Genomic DNA, 26,442 nt, shown 5'->3' with positions numbered 1-26,442 from the left:
TTACTCGTTATCTCATAGATATAGAGTGCTATGTGCTAGGATTGCGCTCGTTTTTAAACTCTCGGGATAAATGTTATGCCCAGCTATGCAAAGTTTCTTCTAATTGCCGTTGCGTTAGGTACCGGTTTCTTTGCCAGTGATATTGTTAAGTGGTATCAATCAACAAACCAACAGGTATCTCTAGACGACTACTGCCTGCTTACGACTAGCCAGTGTCAGCAAGACTCTATCTCTGTTCAGGCGAACAAAGACATCACTCACCCACTCGTCCCTACCCAAGTGACGGTCAACTGGGAAAACGCCAACAGCGATAGTCTGATGATGACTTTAAAAGGGTATGAGATGGAGATGGGCACTGTTGTGTTTAAGCTCGACAAATCTGACTCAGGAACCTTTACTGGTGAAGTTGTGTTACCTGTGTGCACAGAAGACGCGATGACTTGGTATGGCACCATCACTGACGGCAAACAATCAATCAATACATCAATAAGGATGGAACGATGAGTAAGAACTGGTCATTAATCCTAGTCGCCGCCTTTGTTCTTGGCTTTGGACTGAAAAGCTATCTCGATCATCAAAATAGTGATGCTCCTGTCGCGCAAGATACATCTAGCATTACGCTGTTTGGTGAAGACAACAAAGCGGTGTCACTTTTCGATCCTCAAGATACACGAATTAGAGTCGTTTACTTTGGGTTTACTCGTTGTCCAGATGTATGTCCAACGTCTTTGGCCATGCTGGCAGGCGCACTGAACCAAATTGATCAAGAAACGAAAGAACACTTCCGCCCAGTGTTTATCTCGCTGGATCCGGAGCGTGATGCTGCTGCTGACTCATACAAATACGCTCAATACTTTCACCCAATGATTGAAGGACTTGCAGCGCCTTTAGAGGTCACTACCCCACTTGCTCATCAGTATGGTGTGATTTTCCGTAAAACCGAATTAGAAAACTCTGAATTGAAATATACGCTGGATCACAGCTCCTATTTCTATTTCCTCAAACCAGATGGCACATTAATCACAAAAGTGCCACACACGCTCACTCCAGCACCGCTGGTTGAAGCCTTTAAAACGATTACATCGAAAGGATAGTCAGGATGAAACTTAAAGCCCTTCTCTTAGCCTCTTTGGCATTAAGCCCTTTTGCTTATGCAGATTCAGATATCATGGCTCACCACACCTACGCACGTGCTACGCCACCCAATGCGGCAACCAGTGCCGTGTTTGGTGAGTTTATGAATCATAGTGATAAAGACCGTTATATCGTCTCCGCTACCACAGAGGCGGCAGGTAAAGTTGAACTGCACGATGTGATCAAAGAAGGCGATGTGATGAAAATGCGCCAAGTTGATCAAATTGCAATCCCAGCGAAAAAAACGGCAGTGCTAAAACCTGGTAGCCTACATATTATGTTATTCAACCTAACCAAGCCTTTGGCTGAAGGTGAAAGCATTGATGTTGAGCTTACATTTGCCAACGGCGACAAACAAACCATCACAGCACCAATTAAAAAAGTGATGAGTGGCATGAAACACCATCATTAAGCAACGAATCTTATATTAAGGGGTGGGCATTTGTTCGCCTCTTTTGCTATGATAGCCTGCGTAAACACAAATAAATCCATAGGAGGATACGATGATTGTACTTAAAACCCACCCGGCAAAATTGGTGAAGTCACTTTAATAACCCACTTCTACCCTTCCTTTGCCCGGTGCTATCTAAACCGGGGTCTAAAGACCCTAGCAAATTTATATAGATACAGATATCTGTATGCTTGGGGCAACTATGAATACCAAAGCAAATACGCCAATGTCTTTAGCGACACTTGGTTGGAACAACCTATTTCAACAACAACTAACACTAGAAGATTTAGAGCAAGAATTCACTGCCGCTCGTATCACTGAGCACCACCGCAGTGGCTATAAGTTATTGAGCGAATCTGGTGAGTTACCATTAGAGATCCATAAATCGCTGCCCTCTATGACGGTTGGTGACTGGATTTTGATCGATAGCAATCAGCACTTTGTGAAGCTTTTGGACAGGCAATCCTTGTTCCATCGCAAAGCAGCAGGTAGCAAAGTCAATGAGCAGCTCATTGCTGCTAATGTCACAACCTTGTTTATTGTTTGCTCACTGAATGAAGATTTTAATCTCAGTCGAATTGAGCGTTACCTCGCGATTGCCCATGAAGCAGATGTTGAGCCTGTCATTGTTTTAAGCAAAGCAGACCTAACCAACGACGCTGAAGAGAAAAAGCAACAAGTTCAACAGTTAGACCCGTTGCTAATGATTGAGAACGTCAATGCGCTCGATGAAATACAATGTCAAAAACTGCTTCCATGGTGTCAAATCGGAAAGACCGTCGCTTTTATGGGCTCTTCTGGTGTAGGTAAGTCGACACTAGTCAACAGTTTATTAAAAGACAGCGCTCAACAAACGGGAGGCATTCGCGAAGCAGACAGTAAAGGACGACATACAACAACAAGTCGTTCAATGCACTTTATGCCAACGGGTGCGGTTTTGATTGATACTCCGGGAATGCGAGAGTTGCAACTTATTGATTGCTCAGAGGGTGTATCTGAAGTATTCACTGATATCGAATCTTTAGCAAATCACTGTCGGTTTTCCGATTGTCGTCATCAAAATGAACCAAACTGCCGTGTTCTTGAAGCCGTTGAGTTGGGTGAGTTAGAACAAAGGCGGCTAACAAACTATCGTAAACTATTACGAGAACAACAACGCAATAGCGAGACACTTGCTCAACAACGAGCTAATCATAAGCAACTGACCAAGCGATATCGCTCATCACAAAGTGTTCACCGCGGCCAGAAACAAGGCAGCAATTACTGATTAGAAAGGGGCACCCGCCCCTTTTTTATCACTCACCAAACACAATAGTGCAACATATAATTCACAACAAGTGATTGTTGTTAATTTTTAATGCTAACTTTCAATTAATTCTAGACACAATATTTCAAGCCGCTAGTATATCTGTCTCAGTTCTCAATAACTGAAATTACTATAAATTTATAAAACTATTCATTGCAGGAATAACTATGCAACACAACTCTCTTATTGCACGCTTTGCACGTGGCAATCTGGTTTTGCAGATCCTAGCCGGCATCATTCTTGGTGTGGGTTTAGCGACCGTCTCTCCAGAGCACGCAAAAAGCGTCGGTTTACTTGGAAGTCTTTTTGTCGGAGCACTAAAAGCAGTAGCACCTATTCTTGTTTTTATTTTGGTAGCAGCATCGATTGCCAACCAAAAGAAAAACCAGCATACCTACATGCGCCCAATTGTGGTTCTTTACCTTTTCGGTACCTTTACTGCCGCTTTAACCGCAGTGGTACTTAGCTTTTTATTCCCAACCACGTTGACGCTTGTTTCTGGTGCTGAAGGGGCAACGCCTCCGCAAGGTATTGCTGAAGTACTTAACACGCTACTGTTTAAACTTGTCGACAACCCAGTCAACGCACTTATGAGTGCGAACTACATTGGCATTCTGGCTTGGGCTATCGGTCTAGGTTTAGCACTGCACCACGCCTCTGGTACAACAAAGGCGGTATTTGAAGACTTAAGCCACGGCGTTTCTCAGATCGTACGTTTCATTATCCGCTTAGCCCCATTTGGTATCTTTGGCCTTGTTGCTTCAACACTGGCAACGACAGGTTTCGAAGCATTAGCTGGTTACGCTCAATTGCTAGTGGTTCTTTTAAGCTCAATGGCGATCATCGCATTGGTTGTTAACCCAATCATTGTGTTCGTTAAAACAGGTGAAAACCCGTACCCACTGGTTTTGCAATGTATTCGAGAAAGTGGTGTAACAGCATTCTTTACACGTTCAAGTGCTGCAAACATCCCTGTGAATATGGCACTGTGTGAGAAGCTAAAGCTGGACGAAGATACTTATTCAGTATCCATTCCGCTAGGTGCAACCATTAACATGGCTGGTGCTGCAATTACCATCACGACGCTAACACTTGCCGCTGTTCATACTATGGGTATTGAGGTTGATCTACTCACCGCATTACTGCTTAGTATTGTTGCCGCGGTATCTGCATGTGGTGCATCTGGTGTTGCGGGTGGCTCTCTACTCTTAATCCCACTTGCTTGTGGACTGTTTGGAATCCCCAACGAAATCGCGATGCAGGTTGTTGCTGTTGGCTTCATCATTGGCGTTGTGCAAGATTCAGCAGAAACCGCACTTAACAGTTCAACTGACGTAGTGTTTACTGCCGCAGTATGTAAAGCGAAGCAAAAACAAGCTCAGCAGTAATTGTTAGACGATATCCAATAAAATGGCCTCGTGAGTAACGAGGCCATTTTTTTATTGCTTATCCATTGGCGATTGAGAGTAATCGACCTTAGTCTCTGTTATCTCTTGGCTAGTTTTTTCAGATAACGGCTCTTGTGAGGTAAGCTCTTGTTCTTGAGGTTCAGAAGGAACTGTCGTCACATTGTTATGCTCATCAGTTGGTATCGAACGTTTATAAAGCTTGTTCAAAGCCTTAATAATTGAATGCTTACTCACTTTATTGTCACGAATCTTTTTGACCATAGGTTTGGCTAAACTTTGCAGCCCTACAACGGTATCAACGCCAATGTTCAAAGCGACTTGGTCTCGTAAAGCCCTTGCAGGGTCGTGGCCAAGCTGCCCTGCGAGAAACAACCAAATATAAGCGAGAGCGCTGCCATTTGATTTGTGATCCATCCAAACCTCACCCAGCTTATACATGGCTTCTAGGTGACCTTTTTCTGCAGCACGCTCCAGCCAATAGATGCCGCGTTCGAAGTTACTCACCACACCTCGACCTTGAATGTAGTTTATCCCGAGCTTCATGCGCCCTTCATTACTTCGTAGCTCAGCAGCCCTGCGATAATAATCGGTCGACTTAACGGGGCTCTTCTCTGGGTTGTTGGCAGCAATAAACCAATCCCCTAGAAAAATCAACGCATCTAGATAATTTTGCTCCGCAGCAGATTCCATAACTGAAAGTGCTTTCGGTAAGTTTATTTCTGTACCTCGGCCAGTAAACAGTGCCTTCGCCATCTCAAATTGATGCGCTAAACTCCCTTCTGAAGCAGAAATACACACCTGCCAGAACTTAGCCTGCTCTTTTAACACTAAATCTTGCTTCATCTTGTTGCTGATACGTACAACTCCATACATCCCTGTGACATTATCAAGTCGAGCTGCTTTGGTGTACCAATAAACCGCCTCTTGCGTTCTTGTGCGCTCAGCTTCTTTTGCTAAGTAGAGGATTGTAGGAATATGCCCTCCCTCTGCCTTCATAATCCTTTCATCGTGTTCTTGCTTACGGTTTTTCTCCATCGCTTTGCGATAAGCGATTTCACGTTCTTTGCGCTCTTGCTCCAAGCGTTTTTTACGCAATGATAGGGCTAACATCCACAAAAACATGCAGAGTAGCAGCAAGCCAGTCGCCCCAATGGCGATCCCCATAATATTCATTCGTTTTCTTTTACTTCCTTAAAGCACCAGCTAAAAATACATCGGCACAAAAACCAAATGGTTGAGCGCTCCATCTTACCCCAGATTATTGATTTGCTGTTACGCAATCAACTAAGGGTGATATCTGCTTCACAACGTCGAGGTGATATCTCTATTCGCTTAGCCTACATCTTATTTTAGAGACTAAAATTTTCTTCAACTAAGCTCCACCACTACTAATATCTTAGTCAACAAAATCGAGTGAACATGACTCAATTAGCAGACACTGCCAACAAATAAGGAAAAATTGACCAAAAACAATAGCAGTCCAAGCAAACTTATTTTATAATGCGAATTAATGTTTCAGAGCATCATAAATTCCAATACTAGGGGCAAAACATGAGACTTATCCCGTTAAATCAAGCCGCACAAGTAGGTAAGTGGGCAGCAGCACACATTGTTAAGCGTATCAACGACTTCAAGCCAACTGCAGAGCGTCCTTTTGTTCTGGGTCTACCAACTGGTGGGACACCTCTAGCGACTTACAAAGCGCTTATCGAAATGCACAAAGCTGGCGAAGTTAGCTTTAAACACGTAGTAACGTTTAATATGGATGAGTACATTGGTATCCCAGCAGATCACCCTGAATCGTACCGCTCATTCATGTACAACAACTTCTTCAAGCATATTGATATCCAAGAAGAGAACATCAACCTTCTTGATGGTAATGCGCAAGACAACGAAGCAGAGTGTAAGCGCTACGAAGACAAGATCAAATCTTATGGCAAGATCAACCTGTTTATGGGGGGGGTTGGTAACGATGGTCATATCGCGTTCAACGAACCTGCCTCTTCTCTGTCTTCACGTACTCGTATTAAGACATTAACGGAAGACACTCGTATCGCGAACTCTCGCTTCTTTGATGGCGATATTAACCAAGTACCCAAATACGCACTGACTATCGGTGTTGGTACTCTTCTTGATGCCGAAGAGATCATGATCCTAGTAACAGGTCACAATAAGGCACTTGCACTTGAAGCCGCGGTAGAAGGTAGTGTAAATCACTTATGGACGGTCTCTGCTCTGCAGCTACACCCTAAATCAGTGATTGTTTGTGACGAGCCATCAACTCAAGAACTCAAAGTAAAAACTGTAAAATACTTTACTGAACTTGAAGCAAAGAACATCAAAGGTTTCTAATTCCTTTCCCAATATAGAAAAAATCCGAGCATGGCTCGGATTTTTTGTTTTAAGTTAGCTTTCAGGGATCTCTCCACGCTCTTTCTGTTCAGCATTTGCTACCCAATGCTCATTGGGGTCAAACGCCTCATCACAAAGATCGATTGAATAGCCCATTTCTAATACTTCTTTAATGGTGAGATTATCCGCTACTTGTGTCACTTCACCACGTTCGTTACGTAATTCCATACCCGCAATCCTCTCAATATTATGATGCCTTCTTATTAAGTATAATAAAGAAATACCAGTCTATGTGATGTTCACTCATTAGTTATAGAGTGAATTTTTGCTGAATCGAGCAGAAATTCAGATTTTCAATTAAAGTGCTTACATAATCTAAGCTTGTCTCTTCAAACTTAACACCATATTTCAAATAACAGCTTGTCTTGCTGACATTTTTCACCACAGCTTGCAAAGTTTCATCAATTGCATCTTTCTCTTGGTCATCTGCGATAATTTTCAGCTCTACTAAAGACCCTACTTGATAGTTGCTATTGCCTCGTTCAATAACGATAAGACAACCATGCTGAGAGATGTCCCTTATCTGACAAGGAAAGTTTTGTTTCGATGGAGCCAAAATACCATCTAGTCCAATCTCAAGACGGACACTTTCACGCAGCCCCACCACAACTTGAGTCGCTTTGGGCAGGGTGACGAGCAATAAATCGTCCCCTCCACCAGACAGGACATATTCAATATTAGTTTTAAAATATACACGTGCACCCTCTCCCTTCGAAGAAATGACGCATGCTTTTATCGTATAGCCTCGATGCATAAACTGAGACTTCTCTTTAGGGGAAATTGCTGGCATTTCTAGCAACAAGACATTGTTTGAATGCAGTCCAATATACTTGGTCCTACATTTCAGAAGCTTACCTGTCGGAGTTGTGATAATACATGCGACTTCACACAGTGGCATCACATCATGAAATGCATCTTCTCCATAATGAATAGATTCGCAAGGCTCCTTGGCTTTTTCCTTACTCTCTTCATTGTACTCTTCTGACGAATTAATGTGTCCTTGAGGACTTTCAGATAGTTGCAACTCTTCACTATTTTTGTTTTCTCTCTCAGCTACGTCCACAACCAAATGCCCCTATGCAAATTGTCACTTATTTAAGTAATAGCCTGAAATCTACGTTTAGAAAACCCCTTCTTCAAACTAATATCCTTAGAATTTGGACTAAGTCTATTTTTGGCTATGAGCCAAGGCGGTTCATTCTCGCCTGAGCCATTGGATGACAAAAAGCTCTAGCTGGGGAGGCTAGAGCGTTTGTTGTCTTATTGAGTCTTAAATTATGGTTGCTGCTTAGTTGGCGCTAGAGCAATTTCACGAACACATACGTTTTGTGGTTGGTTGTAGGCAAACTCTACAGCACGAGCCACATCATCGGCTACCAGTACCCCTCCCATATCGACTTTCCAATCATCGTAACCATCTTTAATCTCTTGAGAAGTCGTATGCGATAGCAACTCAGTTTCCACAGCCCCTGGTGCAATGGTAGTAACCCGAACATTAGAAGCGGCAACTTCTTCTCGAACATTTTCAGAAATCGCATGAACTGCAAACTTAGTCCCGCAATAAGCGGCATGGCTGGGGAATGTTTTCTTACCCGCAATCGAGCTGATGTTAATAATTGTACCGCTACTGCGTGACATCATAGGTGCCAATACCGCTTGCATACCGTTCAAAAGGCCAATGACATTGACGTCAAACATGCGTTTCCATTCGTTAGCATCTTGAGTATCAATTTGACCAAGTAGCATCGCACCTGCGTTGTTAACCAAACCGTCAACTGGGCCAAACTTAGCTTCGGCTTTCGCAATTGCGCTTTCAAATGAAGCTTTGTCAGTCACATCAACTTTTTCACATACTGTGTTAGGCAGATCTAATGCTTCTAGTCGTTCGACACGACGCGCCAGTAGAAGTAAAGGATGACCTTCACTGCTCAAACGACGAGCAATAGCTTCACCTATACCTGAACTAGCGCCTGTAATTACAATTAGCTTTTTCATCTCAATATTTCCTCTGTGTTTGTTCAACAGCAGCCTGTTTTGCTGCGATGGAGGTATATTAAGCCAAACTATTTTGTTGATATATATCACCCTGGTTGAAACTCTGTTGCTATATTGCAACAATAAACAATCTGCAGTAACTGGACTTCATCATGCTCAATAACGTTAACCTTGCCGATATCCGTTCATTTGTGTTGATCGCCAAACTTGGCAACTTCACTAAAGCAGCTGAGGCGCTAGATGTGTCGCGCTCACACGTTTCACGCCAGATAAGCAATTTGGAAAAGCAGATGAAGGTGACTTTGCTTATTCGAACCACACGCAGCTTAAAGCTCACGGATGCTGGTAAAAGATTCTACCTACAATGTGAGAAAGCCCTAGCAGGTATTGATCAAGCTATATTAGCCGCCGTCGATGATGTGGAGGAAGTTCAAGGTGAAATTCGCGTCAACTGTGTTGGCGGCTATCTAGGCGAAGAGCTGATCGCACAAATCACTTGTGATTTTATGAGCCTGTATCCAGACACCCAAGTAAGCCTTGACTTTAGCAGCCATAGAGTCGACTTACTGGAAGAAGATTTTGACATCGCATTTCGTATGGGCTGTTTGGATGACTCTGGCTTTGTTGCTCGAAAATTAATGACTATAGAAATGGGTACGCTAGCGAGCCCACAATACCTAGACGTTCATGGCCAACCTTCGCACCCCAAAGAGCTTACTCTGCATCAATGCCTAACCGGTTCAGTCAAGCGTTGGGGTTTCGACCATAAAACCACCAAAGACAAGACTGAGATCGCCATTCATGGACATTTGCAATGCAAAAATGGACGTGTTTTGGTAAAAGGCGCGTTGAATCACCAAGGCATTATTCGAGTGCCTTCCTTGTATTGCCAGGAAGAGATGGAAGCCGGTAAACTCATTGAAGTATTCGATAAATGGACAATACCCAGTGTCGACTTTTCGGCCATCTATCATCGCGATAGATATCAGCCTAAACGACTAAAGGTCTTCATTGATTTTGTTAAACAGCAATTCGATACCTTGTCTGTTTAGCGTACAAACAAGCGCCCTAACACCTTAACAGCAAGTTTGCGATACTTAAGTAATAAGAAACTGCGAGGCATCCAAGTTGCGGAGTAGAGGACCGTTTTCGCTTTAGAGAAGGTTTGAAAGCCTTCTTTTCCATGATATTGACCAATACCAGACTCGCCGATTCCACCAAATGGCGCATCTTCTACAGCAACATGCAGCAGGGAATCATTGATTGCAATACCACCGCTGTGTGTCTGCTCGATAATTTGGCGCTGTAAAATCGGGTCATTTGACATCAAATATAATGCAAGTGGACGCGGACGAGCGTTAATATAAGCGAAGACTTCATTTAAGTGGCGATAGCCGATTACTGGTAATATAGGGCCAAAAATCTCTTCCTGCATTAGCAGCATTTTGTCACTAACCCCAGTCACTAACTGGGGAGCCATCTGTCTCGGCTCTAGCTCAAGGTAGTCGATGGTATGAATCGTCCCACCTAAGTTTTTCGCATCAAGAAGATACTGCTGCAATCTTTGATATTGAGATTGGTTGATAATTGAGGTTGATGACTTTAGCTGCCCTTCCTTTACATACAACTGATAGAAGCGCTCTAAGTAGCGCTCAATAAACTGAAGCTCTTTACCCTGAGGAACTAAAACATAATCTGGAGCCACGCAGATTTGTCCTGCATTAATCGACTTACCTAATAGAATTGAATCGACCGCTTTGGCGATATCTGCATCATTGGCGACAATCGCGGGAGACTTGCCGCCAAGCTCCAGTGTGGTTGGGGTTAAATTTTTGGCCGCCGCTGAGGCAACTAACTTGCCAACCTTAGTGGATCCGGTAAACAGTAAATGATCGAATGGCAACGAAGCAAAGAATTTAGCAATTTCTGTTCCCCCTTCAACGGGATAGACAAACTCGCGAATTTCAGCAAAGATTTCACTCAATACCTGATTGGTTTTTGGTGTAAACTCGCTGAGTTTAACCATCACTCGGTTACCCGCAGCCAATGCCGTTACAATAGGCGCAATGCTTAACACTATAGGGAAATTCCACGGCACCATAACACCAACCACGCCTAAAGGCTGGTACTCAACATAAACCTTGGAAGGGAACAACATTAACCCTGCATCTCTTTTGCTGGGTTTCAACCATTTTCTGAGATGCCTGATGGTGTAGTTTATGTGGCTAACAGCGGGTAACAAGTCACAAATCAAACTGTCAAAATCGCTACGATACCCGTAATCTTGGCAAAGCGCTTTCACCAACCGTGGCTTGCGTTCGATCAGCTCATATTTCAGTGCATTCAAAACTTCTAAGCGTTGCTCCAATTCTGCATAAGGCGCTGTGCAATATTTAGCCTTTACCTCAGAAAACAAGTACTTAAGATCTTGCTCTGTTCTGATGTGTTCCTTCTGCCAGCGATTAAGATCTACCACTTTTTCCATACTCATAGCCAACAAGTTTGATCATCAATCCTTGGTTAAGGTTAGCCACTTTCTCCAACAAAGTCGCGCTATCGATACTGAATAATTTAATTCATAGTGCAAAAAAGCAGCATAAATGCTGCTTTGTTATTGAGATCTTAAAGGCTAGGAAACTGCTGCAGAAACTTAGTGAGATCTACTCCACCTGCTATTCGGTGCTCTGCTAACTCTGTGCCCTGGGGGGAATAGAAAAAGATCGCCGGAGGCCCAAAAACCCCTCGTTCTGCCAACCATGCCATTTGCTCAGGTGTGCTTTCTGTAACATCTAGCTTGATCGCTTGCCACTTTTCCAGTTTCTGTTGAACGTCAGAATCGTTAAACACTTCCTTCTCTATGGCTTTACACGACACGCACCAGTCTGCGTATAAATCAACAACCACTGGCTGCTGATTAGACTTCGCAGAAGCTAACGCTAGGTTAAGCTGTTCTATCGTCGTTACTTTATTAAAAGCGGTCTGAGTATTGGATTGGTTGATAGGGCGATTTACTTGATCTAACGCTAGAGGGTTTAATGGGTCATCGTTACCGATTAGGTAACCGACAAACAGCACTAAACCATAAAACAGTGAGAGAAATGCTACACATTTTCGAGTTCTCGCCCACCCCGCTTCTGCGGCATCTAAAGCACCAAAGTGAATGCCTGTACCTATCGCTAACATTGACCACATAAGGATTGTGGCCCAAGCAGGTATAAATCGACTTAACAACACAATGGCAACACCTAACAGAAGCACACCAAACAGTTGTTTGACTGCTATCATCCAAGGGCCACTCTTAGGCATGAGTTTCCCACCACTGGCACCAATGATGATAAGCGGTATTCCCATACCTAAAGCCATTACAAATAGAGTGAAGCCACCAAAGAGCCAATCTTGAGTGGTAGACACATAAAGTAACGCCCCTGCCAAAGGCGCACTCACGCATGGCGAGACCACCAACGCGGAAATCACCCCCATCCCAAATACGCTCAAAACACGGCCACCACCTAGCTTATCTGATCGCGTATTAAGTTTGTTTTGCAGCGAAGAAGGCAGTTGTAACTCATAGAAGCCAAACATCGCCAATGCTAGCAGTACAAACACCCCTGCAAACAAAGTCAGTAACCAAGGTTGTTGCATCGCGGCTTGCAAATTAACCCCTTTAGCAACTGTTGTTACCAAAATACCAGTCAGCGCGTAGCTCGTTGCCATACCCAGTACATACGAAGAAGAAAGCAACAATCCTTTGCGCCCCGTCATTTGAGAGTCGCCACCAATGATACTCGAAAGTATCGGAACCATGGGTAATACGCATGGGGTCAATGAAAGGCCTAAACCTAGCAAGAAGAAAACAATCAATGCTTGCGCTCTAGAAGCACTGTCGAGGAAGCTAGAAAGTCCCTTAGTATCATCAGCTAAACGCGTTACTCTCTCCCAAACCGATGCCGAACTATCTTGAGCACGATTAGGCAAAGCTATAGCGATCGTTTGTGGTAGGTAGCAAAGCCCTTTATTTGCACAACCTTGGTATCGGACTTTAACCTCTCCTACCCCATGGTAGGGCAAAGTAATCGTAACAGGTTTGTCGAACACATTGACTTGACCAAAATATTTATCTGTCTTGGTCTTACCACTCCAAGAAAACTCAGGCTCAGATGGAGTGATACCATCAGCCGACGTAAACTTAAAACGTGACTGATACAGGTAATAGTCTGGATGAACAGCAAAATGCAATTGCAGCCCAGAATCCCCTACTGACCATTGATAAGGAAAAGCCTGCTCGACTGGCAGAAACGTCTCTTCATCTGCAAATGAAGAAAAAGAAAACAATATAGCTAATGCAACGAGAAATCGTTTCATCGGGTCAAAAACTCCGTGTCCTGATGAATTTGAAGTTGATCATCAATAAAAATAACGCCTGCCCCTTCTGGGACAGCTAATAGAGGCTCAATGGTTAGCGCTGTACTAATCGCCCCCGCTTCTAACGCCGTTGGCGCCACTACTGTCACCGAAAGCACTTTAGGGTGCGTTCCTTGATGAGCCAGAATGTGTGATGTAGTCTGATCTACAAACTCAATTTTGCGTTCATAGTGAGCAGAAGTCGTTAGCGCTGCATCGACCAACGGCAGAGAGAAATAGGCCTCAGACGGGTTAGCCGGATTGAGCACAGCGACATTGAAGGACTGAGATTGAGGCTTAGTCCCTAATGTGCGGATATCTCCTCCAAAATTAATTAGCGCAGCCGACACACCGAAGCTATCTGCAATATTAATCGCCTGATCGATAGCAAATTCTTTGATCACGCCGCCAAAATCAAATCGAGTGTCGCGATGAGCAATGTCTAACGTCTTACCACTCAACTCCCAAGACTCAACCCCCATCGCAGGCTTAGCCTTTAGATAGATAGCGTCACGTCCAAGAGAGGCATTGCTGGCAAGTAACGTCTTTACCGTTCCGACCGTTGGGTCAAATACCCCTTGAGTTCCATCGACGATATTGCGTAATGCCTCAAACACCATCAACGACTCGTCATCTAATTCAACCGAGCTACCCTGACGATTGTTAACCTGCTGACTAAGCCATGACTGGTCAGAATAGAAATTGTACTTCTGCTCTAATCGGCGTGTATTGTGTTCAATCATCAGCGCTATTTGGCTTGCGTCTTGCGAACCAAACAATTGCACTTCACACGGCACTGTCATGGCCCGAAATTTGTGGATGAATGGGGAGCTAGAAGGCATAGCTTGCTCCTATCGCCCACCATTTGGCTTTAAAGCCGTTTGATTGCTCATAGTAAGCCCCAAGCAGGTTGACACTTAGCCCTTTGTAAATCTTAAAACTACCTCCGAGTTCATAAGCGTTAGCGGTATAGTCACCTAAACGTAAATCGGAGGTTGCGTATCCAGTTGCAGCAAAGGTTTTGTCTGCGCTATTTGGATCGCGGAAGAAATCTGCTCCATCTTGGGTATACCAAAAGTAACCCGGCGCGAGAGTAAACCAATTGGTTAGTTTCCAAGAGAGTTTTCCGCCAACTTGGTGAGACTGAACGCCCCAGTCATCTTGGAACCACTTGTAACGAGGGCGGATGGTTATCGAGTCTGTTAGCGCCCAAAACGCCTGAATATTCACACCACCAGATAAACGTTGGTCTGGACGAGAGTCTTGACCCAGAAATACTTCGTCCGAACCGATTTGGCCGTCATCATTAATGTCGACTTCACGTAACACGGTCAGGTAGTGGTTGCTGAGATAACCTTGACGATAACCAGCGTAGCCAGTGAACACCATGTAGTAACTCGGACTAAACACTTGAGAAAGTCCGGCTTCGACACTGCCAGTAAAGATATTCTCCCAATCTTGGGCATTGGTATTGTTTGCAAATTTCTGAAACGCCAGAGTTTTATCAAACAGCATTGACACCCCTACGCTGTATGAACGGTTTTTCTGCGAGTCGGCAAATATCAATGCTTTGCCGTTTACACCAAGGCTTTCGTAATCTTCTTCTCGGGAAAAGTTTTGCCCAATAGTCCACTCATTACGCAGTTCATCTCGGTAAGTTACGCTTGCCGCTATTGACTTACGAGTGTCTTCAAGCTCATATTTCTGAACCTGGTAGCCACTTGCATGGGGATCATATCCTCTGCGGATCACTTCATCTGTTTTTCCTTGAGCACTTTTAGTCGCTTGAGCTCGATTAGCGGCATCACTTGGACCACTGACTGGCGTCGTTGGCCCCCATGACGGAGAGGCACCAGAGACACTGTCGTAACCGATTTCTGCATTTATCGTCCAATCTAGGCCAATACTTTTCTCAAAAGAGATAACGTGATCACCGGCTTTAACTCGACCGTCGTATTCTTCATAGTTGAGGTAGTGCTGTGAAATATGATCTTCTGCCAAGGCTGGATTTGCCACTGCTGCTGCACCAAGCAGCGTTAAAGGTAATTTTTTCATTCTGTTTAATTTTAATTAGTTACAACCACAACCGCCGCCACCGACGCCACTACCACCTACCGAACCTTGCTTGTAGGCAAACACTTTCTCTGAAAACAGATCAAACTCCGGCACTGGGCCGCCTGGCTTCATCTCTTTTTTAGCTAACGTACCTTTTTCCCATGACTTAACTGGCTTAATGCCAAGCGCCTTATCAACGAACTCAAATGCAGATTTGTTCTCTTTAACAACCTTCGGCTTTTTCAACTGAAGTTGAGCAGTTGTCGGCCTCACAAGTTCTACATTTCGACGCATACCAATGTCAGACTCCCCACTGGTGTATACACGCGTTGAAATCACTTCTTCCTCAATCAATTCCGACTGAGTATCGACCTGCTGTACTTGCGGTGCTTTCTTACCTAGCTGACTAAGGTCAACTTTAGGAGCAGCAACCGTAACCATTGGCTGCAAAGCAACTAAAATAACGGCCAACTTGAAGAATTTACGCGTCATAACTGAACTCCCATTTCGGCGAGATCGTCAGTAATGACTTGGCTAATGTTGTTAATTGCTCCAAAGCGAACTTTGAGCACTTGTCCTTGGTAGATGTAATAAAGTGCTGGCATACCGATCGGCTTAAACTCGCCAATTAGAGACTGTTCTGGATCATTCACAACTGGAAAATCGAGCCCAAGGGCCTTTTGAAAAGCCAAACCAACTTCGACTTCTTCATCAACATCAACACCAACCACGGTGACACCCGTTCCTTTTAGTTCGCCATATAGCTCGTTGACTTCGGGTAGCTCATGACGACATGACACACACCACTCAGCAAAAAAGTCGACGATAGTGAGTTGCTCAGCATCAAGACCTAAATGCTGCGCAGCTGAATCGGTAAGTACGTCACCTTCTTGGAAGGCCATGGCCGGTATCGTCCAAATGAGAGCCACTAACACGATTATTCGATTAATCATTTTTTCTCCATAACTTATTGTTTTAATGTTTATTTATTTCCAAAATTGAGTAATGTCTCGTATTCAAGCTTTAGAATCTGTTCAAAGTACTCATTGAGTTTTTCGGTACTATTGGCTTGATAAACCTTGCCCGCGTTACCTAAACCACTTTGAGCACAACGTCTAAATTGCTCGAGACGAGGGGCTTGTACGTTGAAGCCAATGAAATTCAACTGGATACCAAATGTGTTTGACGCTTTATCACATAGGCCAGCACTGATGAGTTGGTCCAAAGTGTCATTTGAGTCAGCACCGTCCGTCATCAGTACCAGCTTTCGGGTTGGGCTTGCAGATGAGCGAGAGGTAACACCCCAGCCTTTCTGCCAATTAGGCGTTAACTGCCTAATTCCCCATATCAAACCTTGATACGAGGCCGTTCCCCCCGTCACAGCCAACCTATCAATATGATTTGCCACGACTTCTAGATCTGATGTCAGCGGTAATAATGGGGAAGTCGCGCTACAATCCGCTAACCATTGATCTGGCGCTTTGAAGTCAACACTCACTTTATCGTGGGGGACATCAAGGTTTGATACCGTTTCGCTCGCTGAAACGTTTCCTCCTTGCTTCGTCAAACCATCGACACAAAACACTCCTGCTTGCGGTAACCAAGGTGCGTTGGTGACTGAGACTCCATCAGAAAATGGCACAACAGAGAGTTTGATATGATCTCGGCTGTTGGCTTGTGCTTGCTGGCTTTTTAATGAAGTAAGCGCGTTATTTAGTATCTGCTTCAAGGCAGTAATTGAGCTCGACATAGAGCCAGAAATATCAAGTACTACGACCAATTCGGTTGGAGATGAGGAGACACTAGGCTCTACCCTAACCAGTTCACTTGAGTTCGCACGCGCGACAAATGAAGTGTCAGATAAAGTTAAAGAGGTGAAGATTGAGTTTAAACGATAGCCCATCTTAACCTTGCAGCCTGACGACATGTCTGGCTCAGAAGTCACTCCAACCACTTTTGGGCGATAGAAATCCAAATAGTGTCGATTCATATTTTTGTCCACTGACCCCGCAAAAGCACAGGCCAAACTCGCCGCATCTACAGCTTGCGTTGCACGGTTAGATAACTGAACTTGGTAACCGATAACAATAGTCGCAGCCGCAGCCACCACCATAGGAATCAGCAGAGCTAAGTAACTTAAAGACACCGAACCTTTCTGGCGCAGTTTTATTGGGTTATTTAGCATAGTACCTCCCAATCATGACTGCATTGCTCGATAGTTCGTTAGGTAAAACCAGACCATCAATCGCAAAACGCGAGTCTGGATTAAACGGCTCTAAAACGCATAAGTGCAGTTCTATCAACGTTGCTTCTCGCCCGTAGAAGGCACTGGAAACTTGCTGATTAACCGGAACCAAGCTCTTTGGCTTCACTTTTGACGTTGACTTCTGGCATTGAGCTCCCGCGCTTACTGAGTAGATCGGTGTATTGGAGGCCTCTCCATAGATATCTAATACAACACCAACCTTTTGGCGTTCAAAGCCTGCTGGTAGCATCCTAGTTGCAACTTCCAGCAAATTTTCAGCACTATATTGAATGCTGTCTGGAGTCCCTTTAAGGGTTCTGGAAACGGAGTCCGCTACCATAAAAGCACTGCTGTCCATGCGAGTTTGAACGTACATCAAGCGATAGATGGAGACTAAACCAAACACGATGACCATAATGCCAAGCACTACAAAGGGAAACTCGACAACCGTTGCACCTTGCTGTGATTTGATTTTAGCGGTCATAGCTCACCACAACCGTTCGCTTCAAAGTCATCACTTCTGAAAAGGCTTCATTCAATCGCGGAACTACTAGGAAGGCGAATCGATATGAGACGCTGTATTCCCCCAAAATAGCTTGTGATGATGACACTGAAGTTTTCTGTGCCAGCTGAGCGAAGGTCTTTGCGTAGCGAGGTTGACTAACTTCAATATCCTCAGAGCGTAAAAGAGGAAACTCCGCAATGCGAGCTGCAAACTTTTGGTCCGCCGTGTACGAAGGGCTTAGCACTCTCACTTCACGCATCGCGCTGTTTACCGCAGACTCAAAGATCATATTGATCCACAAGAATCGGGTTAACTCGAAAATCGCCAATATTAATAGCACAAAAGGCAGCGCTATCATGGCGAATTCAAGAGTTTGGCTGCCTTGTTGACGCTTCATTGAGATACACCACCAAACTTATTCGCCACTCTCTGATAAAAACGAGCATTATTTTCTAGTTCTACTTGTGATAGGTCTTGCTGAGCGACCACTTTCGCCGCCTCGGCATCTCCACTCATCGCATAAGACAATGCCAAGTTAAGCCGTAATTTACTGCTAGCCTCTCCCCTTTGATAAATGGGATACAGAATCCGAATACTCTGTTGAGGGTTGCCATCTAACATCCATGCCAATGCCAAATTGTTTCTATATTCAAGACTATCTGGCTTTAGAGCCAGTGCGTCGGAGAAAGCTTTTCTTGCCAACCCGTATTGATGATTAAGGGAATGAGTGACCCCAAGACTGTTTAAGGCGACGTCATCTTTAGCATCACCCTCTACCGACTTTTCAAGTGAAGATTGAGCTTGTACCAAGTTACCGAGAGCCAAATGCGCGCGGCCAATTTCCCTTTTAAATTGATACGAAGGCGCGAGCTGATTCCCCTTATTAAGGTAGTGCAATGCTTCATCAAAACGAGCGGATTGATTACACGCGGAACCGGCAAGAAACAGCAGCTCACTATTATTTGGACTGATAACCAAGCGCTGTTTATAAATTGTCAGAGCATTATCTGCATGCCCATTTAACAAGGCTGTGTTGGCTAGTTTCAGATCTTCCTGCTCACTATTGGTTTCTGGTGCAGACTGGCAACCCACTAGCAAGCCGCAAAGTGCGATGGGAACAAGAGTTTTGATCATAATTGCCCCAATGTGTCGAATAGGCTTAAGACGATTGGCGCTACGATAATGACCACAACGGGTAACATGATGAACACGACCAATGGAAAAGACATTTTGGATGGGATCTTACCGACCCATTCTTCTAGTTCTAGCAAATGATACTGACGACCATCAGAGGCAATAAGCTTGAGCGCCTCTGACATTGGAGTACCAAATTTAAGTGCTTGCGACATGGTAACCACCATGTTGTTCACTTCAGGTAGAGACAAGCGCTGATCGAGGTTATCTAGAGCTTGATATGGGGAATCAAGTACTGACATTTCAGTTGCAGTGAGTAACCATTCCCGCGATAGCGCCCTTGAGATAGCCTCCATCTCACCGCCAACGGTTCTGAAAGTTTCCTCTAGTGGCAAACCAGAATTCACACACACCACCATCAAATCCAAGGCGTCTGGTGTAATTCTTGCTATCTCTTGACGAACGATTGCCACCCGCCAGTCGAGGATTTTATCGACCGCAATACCAACCGAAATTGCGATTGCAATGCCCTGCGCAAAACCTGCCGCATTCATCTCTAGCTGCTGCGCAACCATCCACACGGAGCCACCTATGACCATGAGCGTTAAGCGCAACAGCATAAAGACCGTCTCAGCATAACTGGCTGAATAGCCGATCATTGCAAGCTTTTTCCCGCGTTTAGGGTTCGTTGCCCATCTCCATCTATTACCTGAATGGCTTGGAGTGGAAACTGATGTAGCGACTTTGTTCAGCCTATGCTTCACAGCATCTCTCTGCGATGCATAGAAATAGCTTGAAACGGCTCCGATGACTCCCATAAGCACCAAGCCAATCCCCAACATGGGTATCATGAAAACCTCCGGTTCTTAGTCAGCGCTTGGAGGAGTGCAGCTCCGATTAAAATACTGATGCCGCAATAAATCAGAACCGCTTGTCCGCTTTCTGTATCAATCAATAGCGAGAACAAAGATGGATCCATCCAGGCAACAACTCCAAGTAAAGCAAACGGAAGAATCGACAAGAAGCGAGCCGTCATACGAGGCTCTGAAGTCAAACTTTTTACTTTTTTCTGCATGGCTCGATTATCGTGCAAGGTGCGGCTTAAGCTATGCAGGATATCTCGCAGTTGACCACCATTACTTTGGTTGAGAATCAAAGCCACCGAAAAATAGCGAAATGCTTTATATGGAAGACGTGCACACGCCTCGTCAAGTGTACTGCGCAGGCTACGCCCCAAAGAAAGTTGATCTTGAATTAGAAGAAATTCACGGCCAAGTAATCCTGACTGAGACTGCGCAACTTGTTCAATCGCTTGAGGGACAGACAGTCCCGCGGAAACTGCACGACTGATTAGGCCAAGTACTTGCGTTATGTCGCGCTCAAACTCTTCTGACTGTTGACGCTTACGAACAATGTACAGAGCGCAACACACCAGCAATCCAGTGGTAAGACCGCTGCTTATCCGCCAAAGCCAAGCGATCTCTGTAACAAAATAAAAGCTCAAGCATGGTAAAGCGAACATACCAAGAGTAAGTGCGAATTTATCGCTACGGGAAAACAATGCATCCAAACGGGCAAACAAACTTCTCACAATGCCATTCGACGTTGCTTTCTTCACGATCGACAGTTCACCGCCATGCCTTGGGGATAATGCCACCGAATCGACCCGCTGCTTAACCACCTTCTTGGCCGAGTGTTGACGCAACAAGTACAAGAACGCTAACAGAAAGAAAACGACAGCAAAAACTAAAACCAGAATCATTAATCCAGCTCCATAGCACTACGAAGTTGTGGCTCCAACTGGTAATAGCCTGCTTTGTCGGCAAACCCTGGCAAGGTTTTAGCACTTTGAAAGTGACCAAACAGGTTACCTTGAACATCTTCACCTTGTGAAACATAGCGATAAAGGTCTTGGGTAACGTACTGCTCACCTTCCAGCCCAAGAATTTCAGTAATGGCGACCACGCGACGTTTACCATCACGCATTCGCTCCACTTGGACAACGATGTCGATCGTATCCGCTACCTGTCGACGCAATGCGAATAGGGGAAGACTAGACTGCGCCATCATCAGCATGTTTTCGATTCGAACCAGAGCATCCGTTGGTGAGTTAGCATGCAAGGTAGACAAAGAACCATCGTGACCAGTGTTCATTGCTTGCATCATTTCGAACGCTTCATCACCGCGGACCTCACCTAAAATGATTCGATCAGGTCGCATACGCAGCGCATTTTTCACTAATTCCCTCTGGCCTATAGCCGGCAAACCCTCTGCATTGGCAGGGCGAGTTTCTGCGCGGACAACATGCGGTTGCTGCAATTTAAGCTCTGCCGCATCCTCAATTGTGACAATGCGTTCATTGGGCGAGATACTAAAAGAGAGAGCATTAAGCAAGGTGGTTTTACCAGCACCAGTTCCTCCAGCGACTAGCACGTTCAAGCGGCTACGAACAACAACATCAAGCAACTTAACCATTCCTTGCGACATCGCGCCGTTTTCTGCCAATTGATTCAGAGACATTTTGTCTTGGCTAAACTTACGGATCGAAATGTAAGTACCATCAAGTGCCAGAGGAGGTATCATGACGTTGACACGGCTACCGTCTTCTAAACGAGCATCAACCAGCGGTGAGGTCTCATCAATTCGACGGCCAATTTTTCCTACTATACGTCGAGCTAAATTGAGCAGCTGTTCTTCACTACGGAACACCACGTTGGTTTTTTGCAGCTTGCCTAACTTCTCTACATACACTTCGCGATAACCATTGACCATAATATCTGTGACGACAGGGTCATCGATTAAAGGTTGCAGCGGCCCTAGACCGCGCAACTCATCAACAAGCTGCTTCACTACCAGAGAAACATCTCGATGCCCTAGTGGTAGCTGATCCGTAGCAACAATCTCGTTCACGAGCATATGGATTCTGCCTTCAAGCTCTTTCGCTGAAAGCTTTACCACCACACTCGCCTCAATGGCATTGACGACCTGAGCATGAATGCTCTGATAATGCTCGCGTACGGGGTCCGTTGCTTTCTCTTGCACCACACTACTTAGCGTATGATTCGAAGGCGTTTTGACTCTAGAATGACCAAACATTACGCACCTCTTCGCCAGAAGCGAGGTTTAGCGACGGCAACTTGCCCAGAAGCAAGATCAGCCAGCTGCGCGAAAGCACGATTTACTTTGCGGTTACCTTTCAAAGAAGATTGACCAAGCGCGCCTTTAGCAAGGAAATGTGTCGGAGCAAATGGCATAACCACGTCCACACCAAATCCAAGCGCTCGCTGAATGTCATGACAAGAGATAAGCGACGCTTTATCTGATTTCGTGTGGTTCGCCACTACAATATTGGTTTTACCAGACTGCGGCTGCTGTGAACTTTCTAGGGCGGAAAGGATTTGACCAGCATTTCGTATCGACGCCAGTGTCGGCTCCACAACAATAACCCTAACGTCCGCATGTGCTAAGGAACTGAAACCGATCTGGTCACGCAGAGAGAACGATGGAAGGTCTAGGATCAGCTTGTCACTATGCGATAAGCAGAACTTGCGAAAATGATCTAATGCATTTTTCTCAGGCCAAAACGGACTCACATCTAGAGGTAAGTAGCCGGTAAATAAGCTTATTCCTTTTCTAACTTGAATCGCGCTGCGTTCATAAACAACCGGCTCTAAACGCTCTGGGAATTGCAGCATCTCTACTAGCGCGGTATTACCTTGAACATCAAATTGCAAGTCTAGGTCACCGGTAGAAAAGTCCATATCCGCAACCGATATGGTGTCTCCTCTTTGGTGTAATTCTCGGGCAAGGTTAGCAGCAATGGTTGAGGCTCCAACGCCTCCTTTAGAACCGACCACAGAGATAACTTGACCTTTACTCTCTTCTTGGAAAGAAGTCTGAAAGTCAACGTTATTTAATGCACCAGCTTCAACGGGATTTAGCACATACTCTTGTGCCCCTGCTTTTACCACTGTTCGGTAAAAAGCGATCTGTTCATTGCTGCCAATCGCAACAATATGACATCCAGTACGCACTTTGAGCGCATGAATCAGATCTTGCGCCTGCTCTAACGGCTGTTCAATGATATCTAAGGCAATGATTTTAAAGGCATGCTTAACAACCTGTTTGACGATTTCGTCTTCATCAATCGCCACGCTAGTCAAAGAGGTGATGCCCTGCTCCGCAAAAGCGGTGCTTAGAGCGTACGAGTCCAATAAAGGGGAAGCCGCGACTAATACAGAGATATTTTGCTTTTGCATATTAGTTAGTTCCAAACGCAGACGGTAAAGTTTGCTGAGTATCTTCAGCTCCATTAGTGGAAGGCGGGGCGATATAGTTGTCGATCGCCGATATTGCCTTAGCACCATTCGTTGGGCCAAGCTCTTCGCCAACAATGAGATCTTTCGGATTTGCTACCATTTGTGCGAGCGCGGTTTGGTTAGCACAACCAAAAGATGGGTGTGTTTTAAACTGGTTGATGAAGGTACTGCTGTATTTTTGAGGCTGACATTTCGGCACTTTGGCGCGGAAAGATTCAACAAAAATTTGAATGTCCCCAACTTCGGCTTGCTCAATATGTGTTTGCTCTACATTTCTCAATGACATCCCTTGCAATACAAGGGTATCAACGATGCGCGACGCTTGAGCTTGACCTTTCTCGGTGTGACTAACTACCTTCGCCCTTAGTGCATACGGCGTTCCCTTACGCTCAATAAAAGTACGTACGTCTTGTCGCTGCTGCGAAGAAAGAGAGTCACCTTTCAGGTTAAGCGTTAACTTATTGGTTACTGCGACAACATTAATTGTTGGCTCACGTTCAATAGGCGCGGAACTACAACCACCTAAGATGATCAGAGCGGGAATTAAATACTTCATTATTCTCATAATTACCTCAGTAGTAGAATCCATTGTCACCGAGTAGGCGAGGTTTGCGGTTATCTGTGTATGTATTGGTATCTTTCACTTTTCTACCTTTAGGGCGAGGAATAGCCAGCAGTCGCTCTAAGTCGCTAAGTGGAACGATATTGTCAGTAGGTAATGGCAAAGAATCATTTCGCACAGGCTCTACTAGGTATGCAGTTGCAATAATGATCAGCTCGGTTTCACGACGTTGGTATTCGGTAGAACGGAATAATCCTCCCAGCACAGGGATATTGGAAACACCCGGTAGCTTCTGAATTTGGTCTATTTCGTGGCTTTGCAGTAGCCCACCAAGTGCAAAGCTTTGACCGCTCGCCAATTCAATCGTGGTTGACGCTCTACGCGAAGTAAATGAAGGATAATTATTGCCATTTAGGCTGGTCTGATTTTCAACCGCGACACTGCTCACCTCAGGTGACACCTTAAGGCTGATGCGATCCGGGCCGAGTACCACTGGAGTAAAATTGAGATTCACGCCAAAGGGCTTGTACTCAACTGTCGCAGTGTCGCCTTGGATTAATGGAATTGGTATTTCACCACCAACTAAGAAGCTTGCGTCTTCACCCGACATAGCGGTTAGATTTGGCTCAGCTAAGATAGACATAGTGCCATCAGAGGCAAGGGCGTCGACCAATGCGCTTAATGTCGGTTTACCCCAACTGCTAACATCCCAAGGTTTAGTGTAAAGAAAGCTTCCTACATCCTGACCTACAGAGCCCCATTTGATACCCAGCTTGTTCGAAACATTACGCGACACTTCCGCAATGCGAACACGGATATTGACCTGAGTAGGCATTGTTACGACTAGCTGGTTTACTAGTTCGTCTGCTTTGTTGCTCTCGTTTGAACTGTTTTGGTTTGAGCTAGATGTACTTGTTGTAGAGTTGCTCGACTTTTCCTGCTGCGGGGCGACTGTCGGTGACAGATAGCTTTTAGCCACACTGACAATGCTATGGGCCATTACAGGTGTTGGTACTGAGCCTTTTAGCCATAGCTTGCCGCCCAAAGATTCTGAGCGAACTGAAGCTTGTGGAAACTGCTCTTTAATTAACGCGTCAAGCTCTTTGGTATCATGTACCACTCTTATTTTGTTGCTATAAATCACACGTTCTTGAGCATTCAGAATAGTGATTGTTGCTGTTCCTGCCTCTTTACCAAACACCATAATCTTGGTATCGGTCATTGGCTGATAGTCAGCAATATGGGTATTTGAAATAAAGATCGATTTCGCGTCTTGCAAAAGATTAATCATCTTAGCTTCATTGATGTTTACATCTAAGGCAGCAGCCAAAGAAGATACAGAGAAAAATAAGCTAGGAAGTAGCAATAAGCTCGACCAACGCACAAACTTGTTCATAGTTTCAATTCCTACCACTACTAATTACTTTTGACTGAATTGGGTCTGAGCTGGATCAATCCAACGTTAGGCGCGACCTGCTGGCTGTCTGGGTTGATCAGCTTTGAAGTAACGGTAAATGGCTGTTCTATCTCGGCATCAATTTCGTCAGCTCCGCGTAGCGATAGCGTCAACTTACCTATTTGATTGGCTAAAACGATTTGCGTTGCCTGCTCTGGCGTTACCTCTAGAGAAACAGAGCTGTTATCAGGTAAATCAGCCCCGTAGGAGCTACGCTGCTTTTGAAAGTTTTCAGAGCTGGACAACTCATTAAACGCCAAGACTCTCACGTCCTTTGCAATGGTGGTAACGTATAAACCTTGAACTAGGTTATCGTACTTCTTTAGCTCGCTAACTTGAGAGCCAAGCATCAATATATCGACTTTATCTCCAGGCTGAACGAAACCAGAGTTAGCGGTCACTTCATCAACAGGAACTGAAATAGCGCGATAGCCAGAACGAACGTTGTAAGCCATAGAAACGCCACCTTCAGGGCGAATTAGATCTGCTGAAGACATCACTTGGCCTGATTTAATCGCAATGTGTGCGATACCCGCTTTTATCGACAATCGCGAAAACTGCTCCTCGGTGATGTAATCTAAATAATTAGTTAACTCTTGCTCTGAGATCTCTTTCCACTTAAACATATTAAGAGTAAATGGCTGACCAATACGAATTGAATGTTTAGCGATCAATACCTTCGTAAATTGTTCATTTGAACTTTGCGGCAGAGGTGCAACAGTATTGGCTTGTCCGAGTAGTAGTATTGCGATACCGACCACCGACAAGACCAAAGACAACACCATTAGACGTTTTGCTGTCATGCTAATTCCTATAGAGCAGGCGAATTATTCGCCTGAGTCCTGTGTTTTCTCTAGTGATTCAATAACGGTTTCGTAAGCACCTGTGATAGCTTTGGTTAGCTTTCCATCACTTCCGCCAACAAGCGAAAGTAAAACGACCGACATAGCTGCTGCTAAAATTGCGTATTCAATCGCGGCTGCACCGCGTTGTTTTTTCTTATTAAACATGAATAGACTCCTGAAATGAGATAATCAGCCTCCCAAAAGAGGCTGGTT

29 protein-coding genes are annotated in these 26,442 nt (G+C 44.8%); 7 read left to right on the top strand and 22 right to left on the bottom strand.

Annotated features, from left to right (window positions below; all coding sequences use genetic code 11):
- Positions 1-75: 75 nt before the first annotated feature.
- From APB76_RS15835 to sstT, 5 genes are all read left to right on the top strand, one after another.
- Positions 76-504, top strand: a complete 429-nt coding sequence (locus APB76_RS15835) for a hypothetical protein (RefSeq protein ID WP_054961895.1) — start codon at positions 76-78, stop codon at positions 502-504.
- Positions 501-1,094: an SCO family protein gene (locus APB76_RS15830; protein ID WP_054961894.1), complete on the top strand. Its 594-nt coding sequence runs from the start codon at positions 501-503 to the stop codon at positions 1,092-1,094. The genes APB76_RS15835 and APB76_RS15830 overlap by 4 nt, the downstream gene beginning before the upstream one ends.
- Positions 1,095-1,099: 5 nt before the next feature.
- Positions 1,100-1,546, top strand: a complete 447-nt coding sequence (locus APB76_RS15825; RefSeq protein WP_054961893.1) for a copper chaperone PCu(A)C — start codon at positions 1,100-1,102, stop codon at positions 1,544-1,546.
- A 241-nt stretch (positions 1,547-1,787) separates the two neighbouring features.
- Positions 1,788-2,852, top strand: coding sequence for a ribosome small subunit-dependent GTPase A (rsgA, locus tag APB76_RS15820; protein ID WP_054961950.1), 1,065 nt, complete (start codon positions 1,788-1,790; stop codon positions 2,850-2,852).
- A 206-nt stretch (positions 2,853-3,058) separates the two neighbouring features.
- Positions 3,059-4,279 carry a serine/threonine transporter SstT gene (gene sstT, locus APB76_RS15815; RefSeq protein ID WP_049843302.1) on the top strand — a complete coding sequence of 407 codons (1,221 nt, stop codon included), beginning with the start codon at positions 3,059-3,061 and terminating at the stop codon, positions 4,277-4,279.
- Positions 4,280-4,330: 51 nt separating this feature from the next.
- Here sstT and APB76_RS15810 read toward each other — a convergent pair whose 3' ends face one another.
- The gene (locus APB76_RS15810) at positions 4,331-5,473 is read right to left on the bottom strand and encodes a tetratricopeptide repeat protein (protein WP_054961892.1); all 1,143 of its coding nucleotides are present in this window, start codon (positions 5,471-5,473) and stop codon (positions 4,331-4,333) included.
- A 378-nt stretch (positions 5,474-5,851) separates the two neighbouring features.
- Between APB76_RS15810 and nagB the strand changes: the two genes are divergently transcribed.
- The gene (nagB, locus tag APB76_RS15805) at positions 5,852-6,652 is read left to right on the top strand and encodes a glucosamine-6-phosphate deaminase (RefSeq protein ID WP_054961891.1); all 801 of its coding nucleotides are present in this window, start codon (positions 5,852-5,854) and stop codon (positions 6,650-6,652) included.
- 54 nt (positions 6,653-6,706) lie between these two features.
- On the opposite strand, the gene APB76_RS23120 is transcribed toward nagB, so the two are convergent.
- From APB76_RS23120 to APB76_RS15795, 3 genes are all read right to left on the bottom strand, one after another.
- Positions 6,707-6,880 carry a hypothetical protein gene (locus APB76_RS23120; protein WP_167350321.1) on the bottom strand — a complete coding sequence of 58 codons (174 nt, stop codon included), beginning with the start codon at positions 6,878-6,880 and terminating at the stop codon, positions 6,707-6,709.
- A gap of 82 nt (positions 6,881-6,962) precedes the next feature.
- Positions 6,963-7,775 carry a PilZ domain-containing protein gene (locus APB76_RS15800; RefSeq protein WP_054961890.1) on the bottom strand — a complete coding sequence of 271 codons (813 nt, stop codon included), beginning with the start codon at positions 7,773-7,775 and terminating at the stop codon, positions 6,963-6,965.
- A gap of 212 nt (positions 7,776-7,987) precedes the next feature.
- Positions 7,988-8,707 (bottom strand): SDR family oxidoreductase, encoded by a 720-nt coding sequence (locus tag APB76_RS15795; RefSeq protein WP_049843306.1) that lies wholly within the window; start codon positions 8,705-8,707, stop codon positions 7,988-7,990.
- 152 nt (positions 8,708-8,859) lie between these two features.
- On the opposite strand from APB76_RS15795, the gene APB76_RS15790 reads away from it, so the two are divergent.
- Positions 8,860-9,759 (top strand): LysR family transcriptional regulator, encoded by a 900-nt coding sequence (locus APB76_RS15790; protein ID WP_054961889.1) that lies wholly within the window; start codon positions 8,860-8,862, stop codon positions 9,757-9,759.
- On the opposite strand, the gene APB76_RS15785 is transcribed toward APB76_RS15790, so the two are convergent.
- The 18 genes from APB76_RS15785 to APB76_RS15700 all read right to left on the bottom strand — a co-directional run bounded on the left by APB76_RS15785 (position 9,756) and on the right by APB76_RS15700 (position 26,394).
- Complete coding sequence (locus APB76_RS15785) at positions 9,756-11,192, bottom strand: coniferyl aldehyde dehydrogenase (RefSeq protein WP_054961888.1); 1,437 nt, start codon at positions 11,190-11,192, stop codon at positions 9,756-9,758. The two genes, APB76_RS15790 and APB76_RS15785, sit on opposite strands and share 4 nt — an antisense overlap.
- Positions 11,193-11,329: 137 nt before the next feature.
- Complete coding sequence (dsbD, locus tag APB76_RS15780) at positions 11,330-13,069, bottom strand: protein-disulfide reductase DsbD (RefSeq protein ID WP_054961887.1); 1,740 nt, start codon at positions 13,067-13,069, stop codon at positions 11,330-11,332.
- Positions 13,066-13,950, bottom strand: coding sequence for an FAD:protein FMN transferase (locus APB76_RS15775; RefSeq protein WP_049843310.1), 885 nt, complete (start codon positions 13,948-13,950; stop codon positions 13,066-13,068). Before APB76_RS15775 ends, dsbD begins: the two co-directional genes overlap by 4 nt.
- Complete coding sequence (locus APB76_RS15770; RefSeq protein ID WP_054961886.1) at positions 13,940-15,163, bottom strand: DUF3570 domain-containing protein; 1,224 nt, start codon at positions 15,161-15,163, stop codon at positions 13,940-13,942. Before APB76_RS15770 ends, APB76_RS15775 begins: the two co-directional genes overlap by 11 nt.
- A gap of 15 nt (positions 15,164-15,178) precedes the next feature.
- Positions 15,179-15,655 (bottom strand): DUF4266 domain-containing protein, encoded by a 477-nt coding sequence (locus APB76_RS15765; RefSeq protein ID WP_054961885.1) that lies wholly within the window; start codon positions 15,653-15,655, stop codon positions 15,179-15,181.
- Positions 15,652-16,116, bottom strand: a complete 465-nt coding sequence (locus APB76_RS15760; RefSeq protein WP_049843313.1) for a TlpA family protein disulfide reductase — start codon at positions 16,114-16,116, stop codon at positions 15,652-15,654. Before APB76_RS15760 ends, APB76_RS15765 begins: the two co-directional genes overlap by 4 nt.
- 29 nt (positions 16,117-16,145) lie before the next feature.
- Entirely contained in the window at positions 16,146-17,348 is a 1,203-nt protein-coding gene (locus APB76_RS15755; protein WP_054961884.1) for a vWA domain-containing protein, read from the bottom strand.
- The gene (tadF, locus tag APB76_RS15750; RefSeq protein ID WP_049843315.1) at positions 17,338-17,892 is read right to left on the bottom strand and encodes a tight adherence pilus pseudopilin TadF; all 555 of its coding nucleotides are present in this window, start codon (positions 17,890-17,892) and stop codon (positions 17,338-17,340) included. Before tadF ends, APB76_RS15755 begins: the two co-directional genes overlap by 11 nt.
- Complete coding sequence (locus APB76_RS15745; protein ID WP_049843316.1) at positions 17,882-18,310, bottom strand: TadE/TadG family type IV pilus assembly protein; 429 nt, start codon at positions 18,308-18,310, stop codon at positions 17,882-17,884. Before APB76_RS15745 ends, tadF begins: the two co-directional genes overlap by 11 nt.
- Positions 18,307-19,047, bottom strand: coding sequence for a tetratricopeptide repeat protein (locus APB76_RS15740; protein ID WP_049843317.1), 741 nt, complete (start codon positions 19,045-19,047; stop codon positions 18,307-18,309). Before APB76_RS15740 ends, APB76_RS15745 begins: the two co-directional genes overlap by 4 nt.
- Positions 19,044-19,898: a type II secretion system F family protein gene (locus tag APB76_RS15735; RefSeq protein WP_049843318.1), complete on the bottom strand. Its 855-nt coding sequence runs from the start codon at positions 19,896-19,898 to the stop codon at positions 19,044-19,046. The genes APB76_RS15740 and APB76_RS15735 overlap by 4 nt, the downstream gene beginning before the upstream one ends.
- The gene (locus APB76_RS15730; protein ID WP_054961883.1) at positions 19,895-20,809 is read right to left on the bottom strand and encodes a type II secretion system F family protein; all 915 of its coding nucleotides are present in this window, start codon (positions 20,807-20,809) and stop codon (positions 19,895-19,897) included. Before APB76_RS15730 ends, APB76_RS15735 begins: the two co-directional genes overlap by 4 nt.
- Positions 20,809-22,143, bottom strand: a complete 1,335-nt coding sequence (locus tag APB76_RS15725) for a CpaF family protein (protein ID WP_054961882.1) — start codon at positions 22,141-22,143, stop codon at positions 20,809-20,811. The genes APB76_RS15730 and APB76_RS15725 overlap by 1 nt, the downstream gene beginning before the upstream one ends.
- Positions 22,143-23,306 carry a P-loop NTPase gene (locus tag APB76_RS15720; protein ID WP_054961881.1) on the bottom strand — a complete coding sequence of 388 codons (1,164 nt, stop codon included), beginning with the start codon at positions 23,304-23,306 and terminating at the stop codon, positions 22,143-22,145. Before APB76_RS15720 ends, APB76_RS15725 begins: the two co-directional genes overlap by 1 nt.
- A gap of 1 nt (position 23,307) precedes the next feature.
- Positions 23,308-23,922, bottom strand: coding sequence for a CpaD family pilus assembly lipoprotein (locus APB76_RS15715; protein ID WP_237767918.1), 615 nt, complete (start codon positions 23,920-23,922; stop codon positions 23,308-23,310).
- A 16-nt stretch (positions 23,923-23,938) separates the two neighbouring features.
- Entirely contained in the window at positions 23,939-25,324 is a 1,386-nt protein-coding gene (locus APB76_RS15710; RefSeq protein WP_054961880.1) for a type II and III secretion system protein family protein, read from the bottom strand.
- A gap of 20 nt (positions 25,325-25,344) precedes the next feature.
- Entirely contained in the window at positions 25,345-26,187 is an 843-nt protein-coding gene (gene cpaB / locus APB76_RS15705) for a Flp pilus assembly protein CpaB (protein ID WP_054961879.1), read from the bottom strand.
- Positions 26,188-26,211: 24 nt separating this feature from the next.
- On the bottom strand, positions 26,212-26,394 hold the full coding sequence (locus tag APB76_RS15700; RefSeq protein WP_054961878.1) for a Flp family type IVb pilin: 183 nt from the start codon (positions 26,392-26,394) through the stop codon (positions 26,212-26,214).
- Positions 26,395-26,442 lie beyond the last annotated feature (48 nt).

The organism is Vibrio bivalvicida (assembly GCF_001399455.2).
Taxonomy (GTDB): Bacteria; Pseudomonadota; Gammaproteobacteria; order Enterobacterales; family Vibrionaceae; genus Vibrio; species Vibrio bivalvicida.
This window is presented reverse-complemented; position numbering and strand designations above follow the sequence as displayed.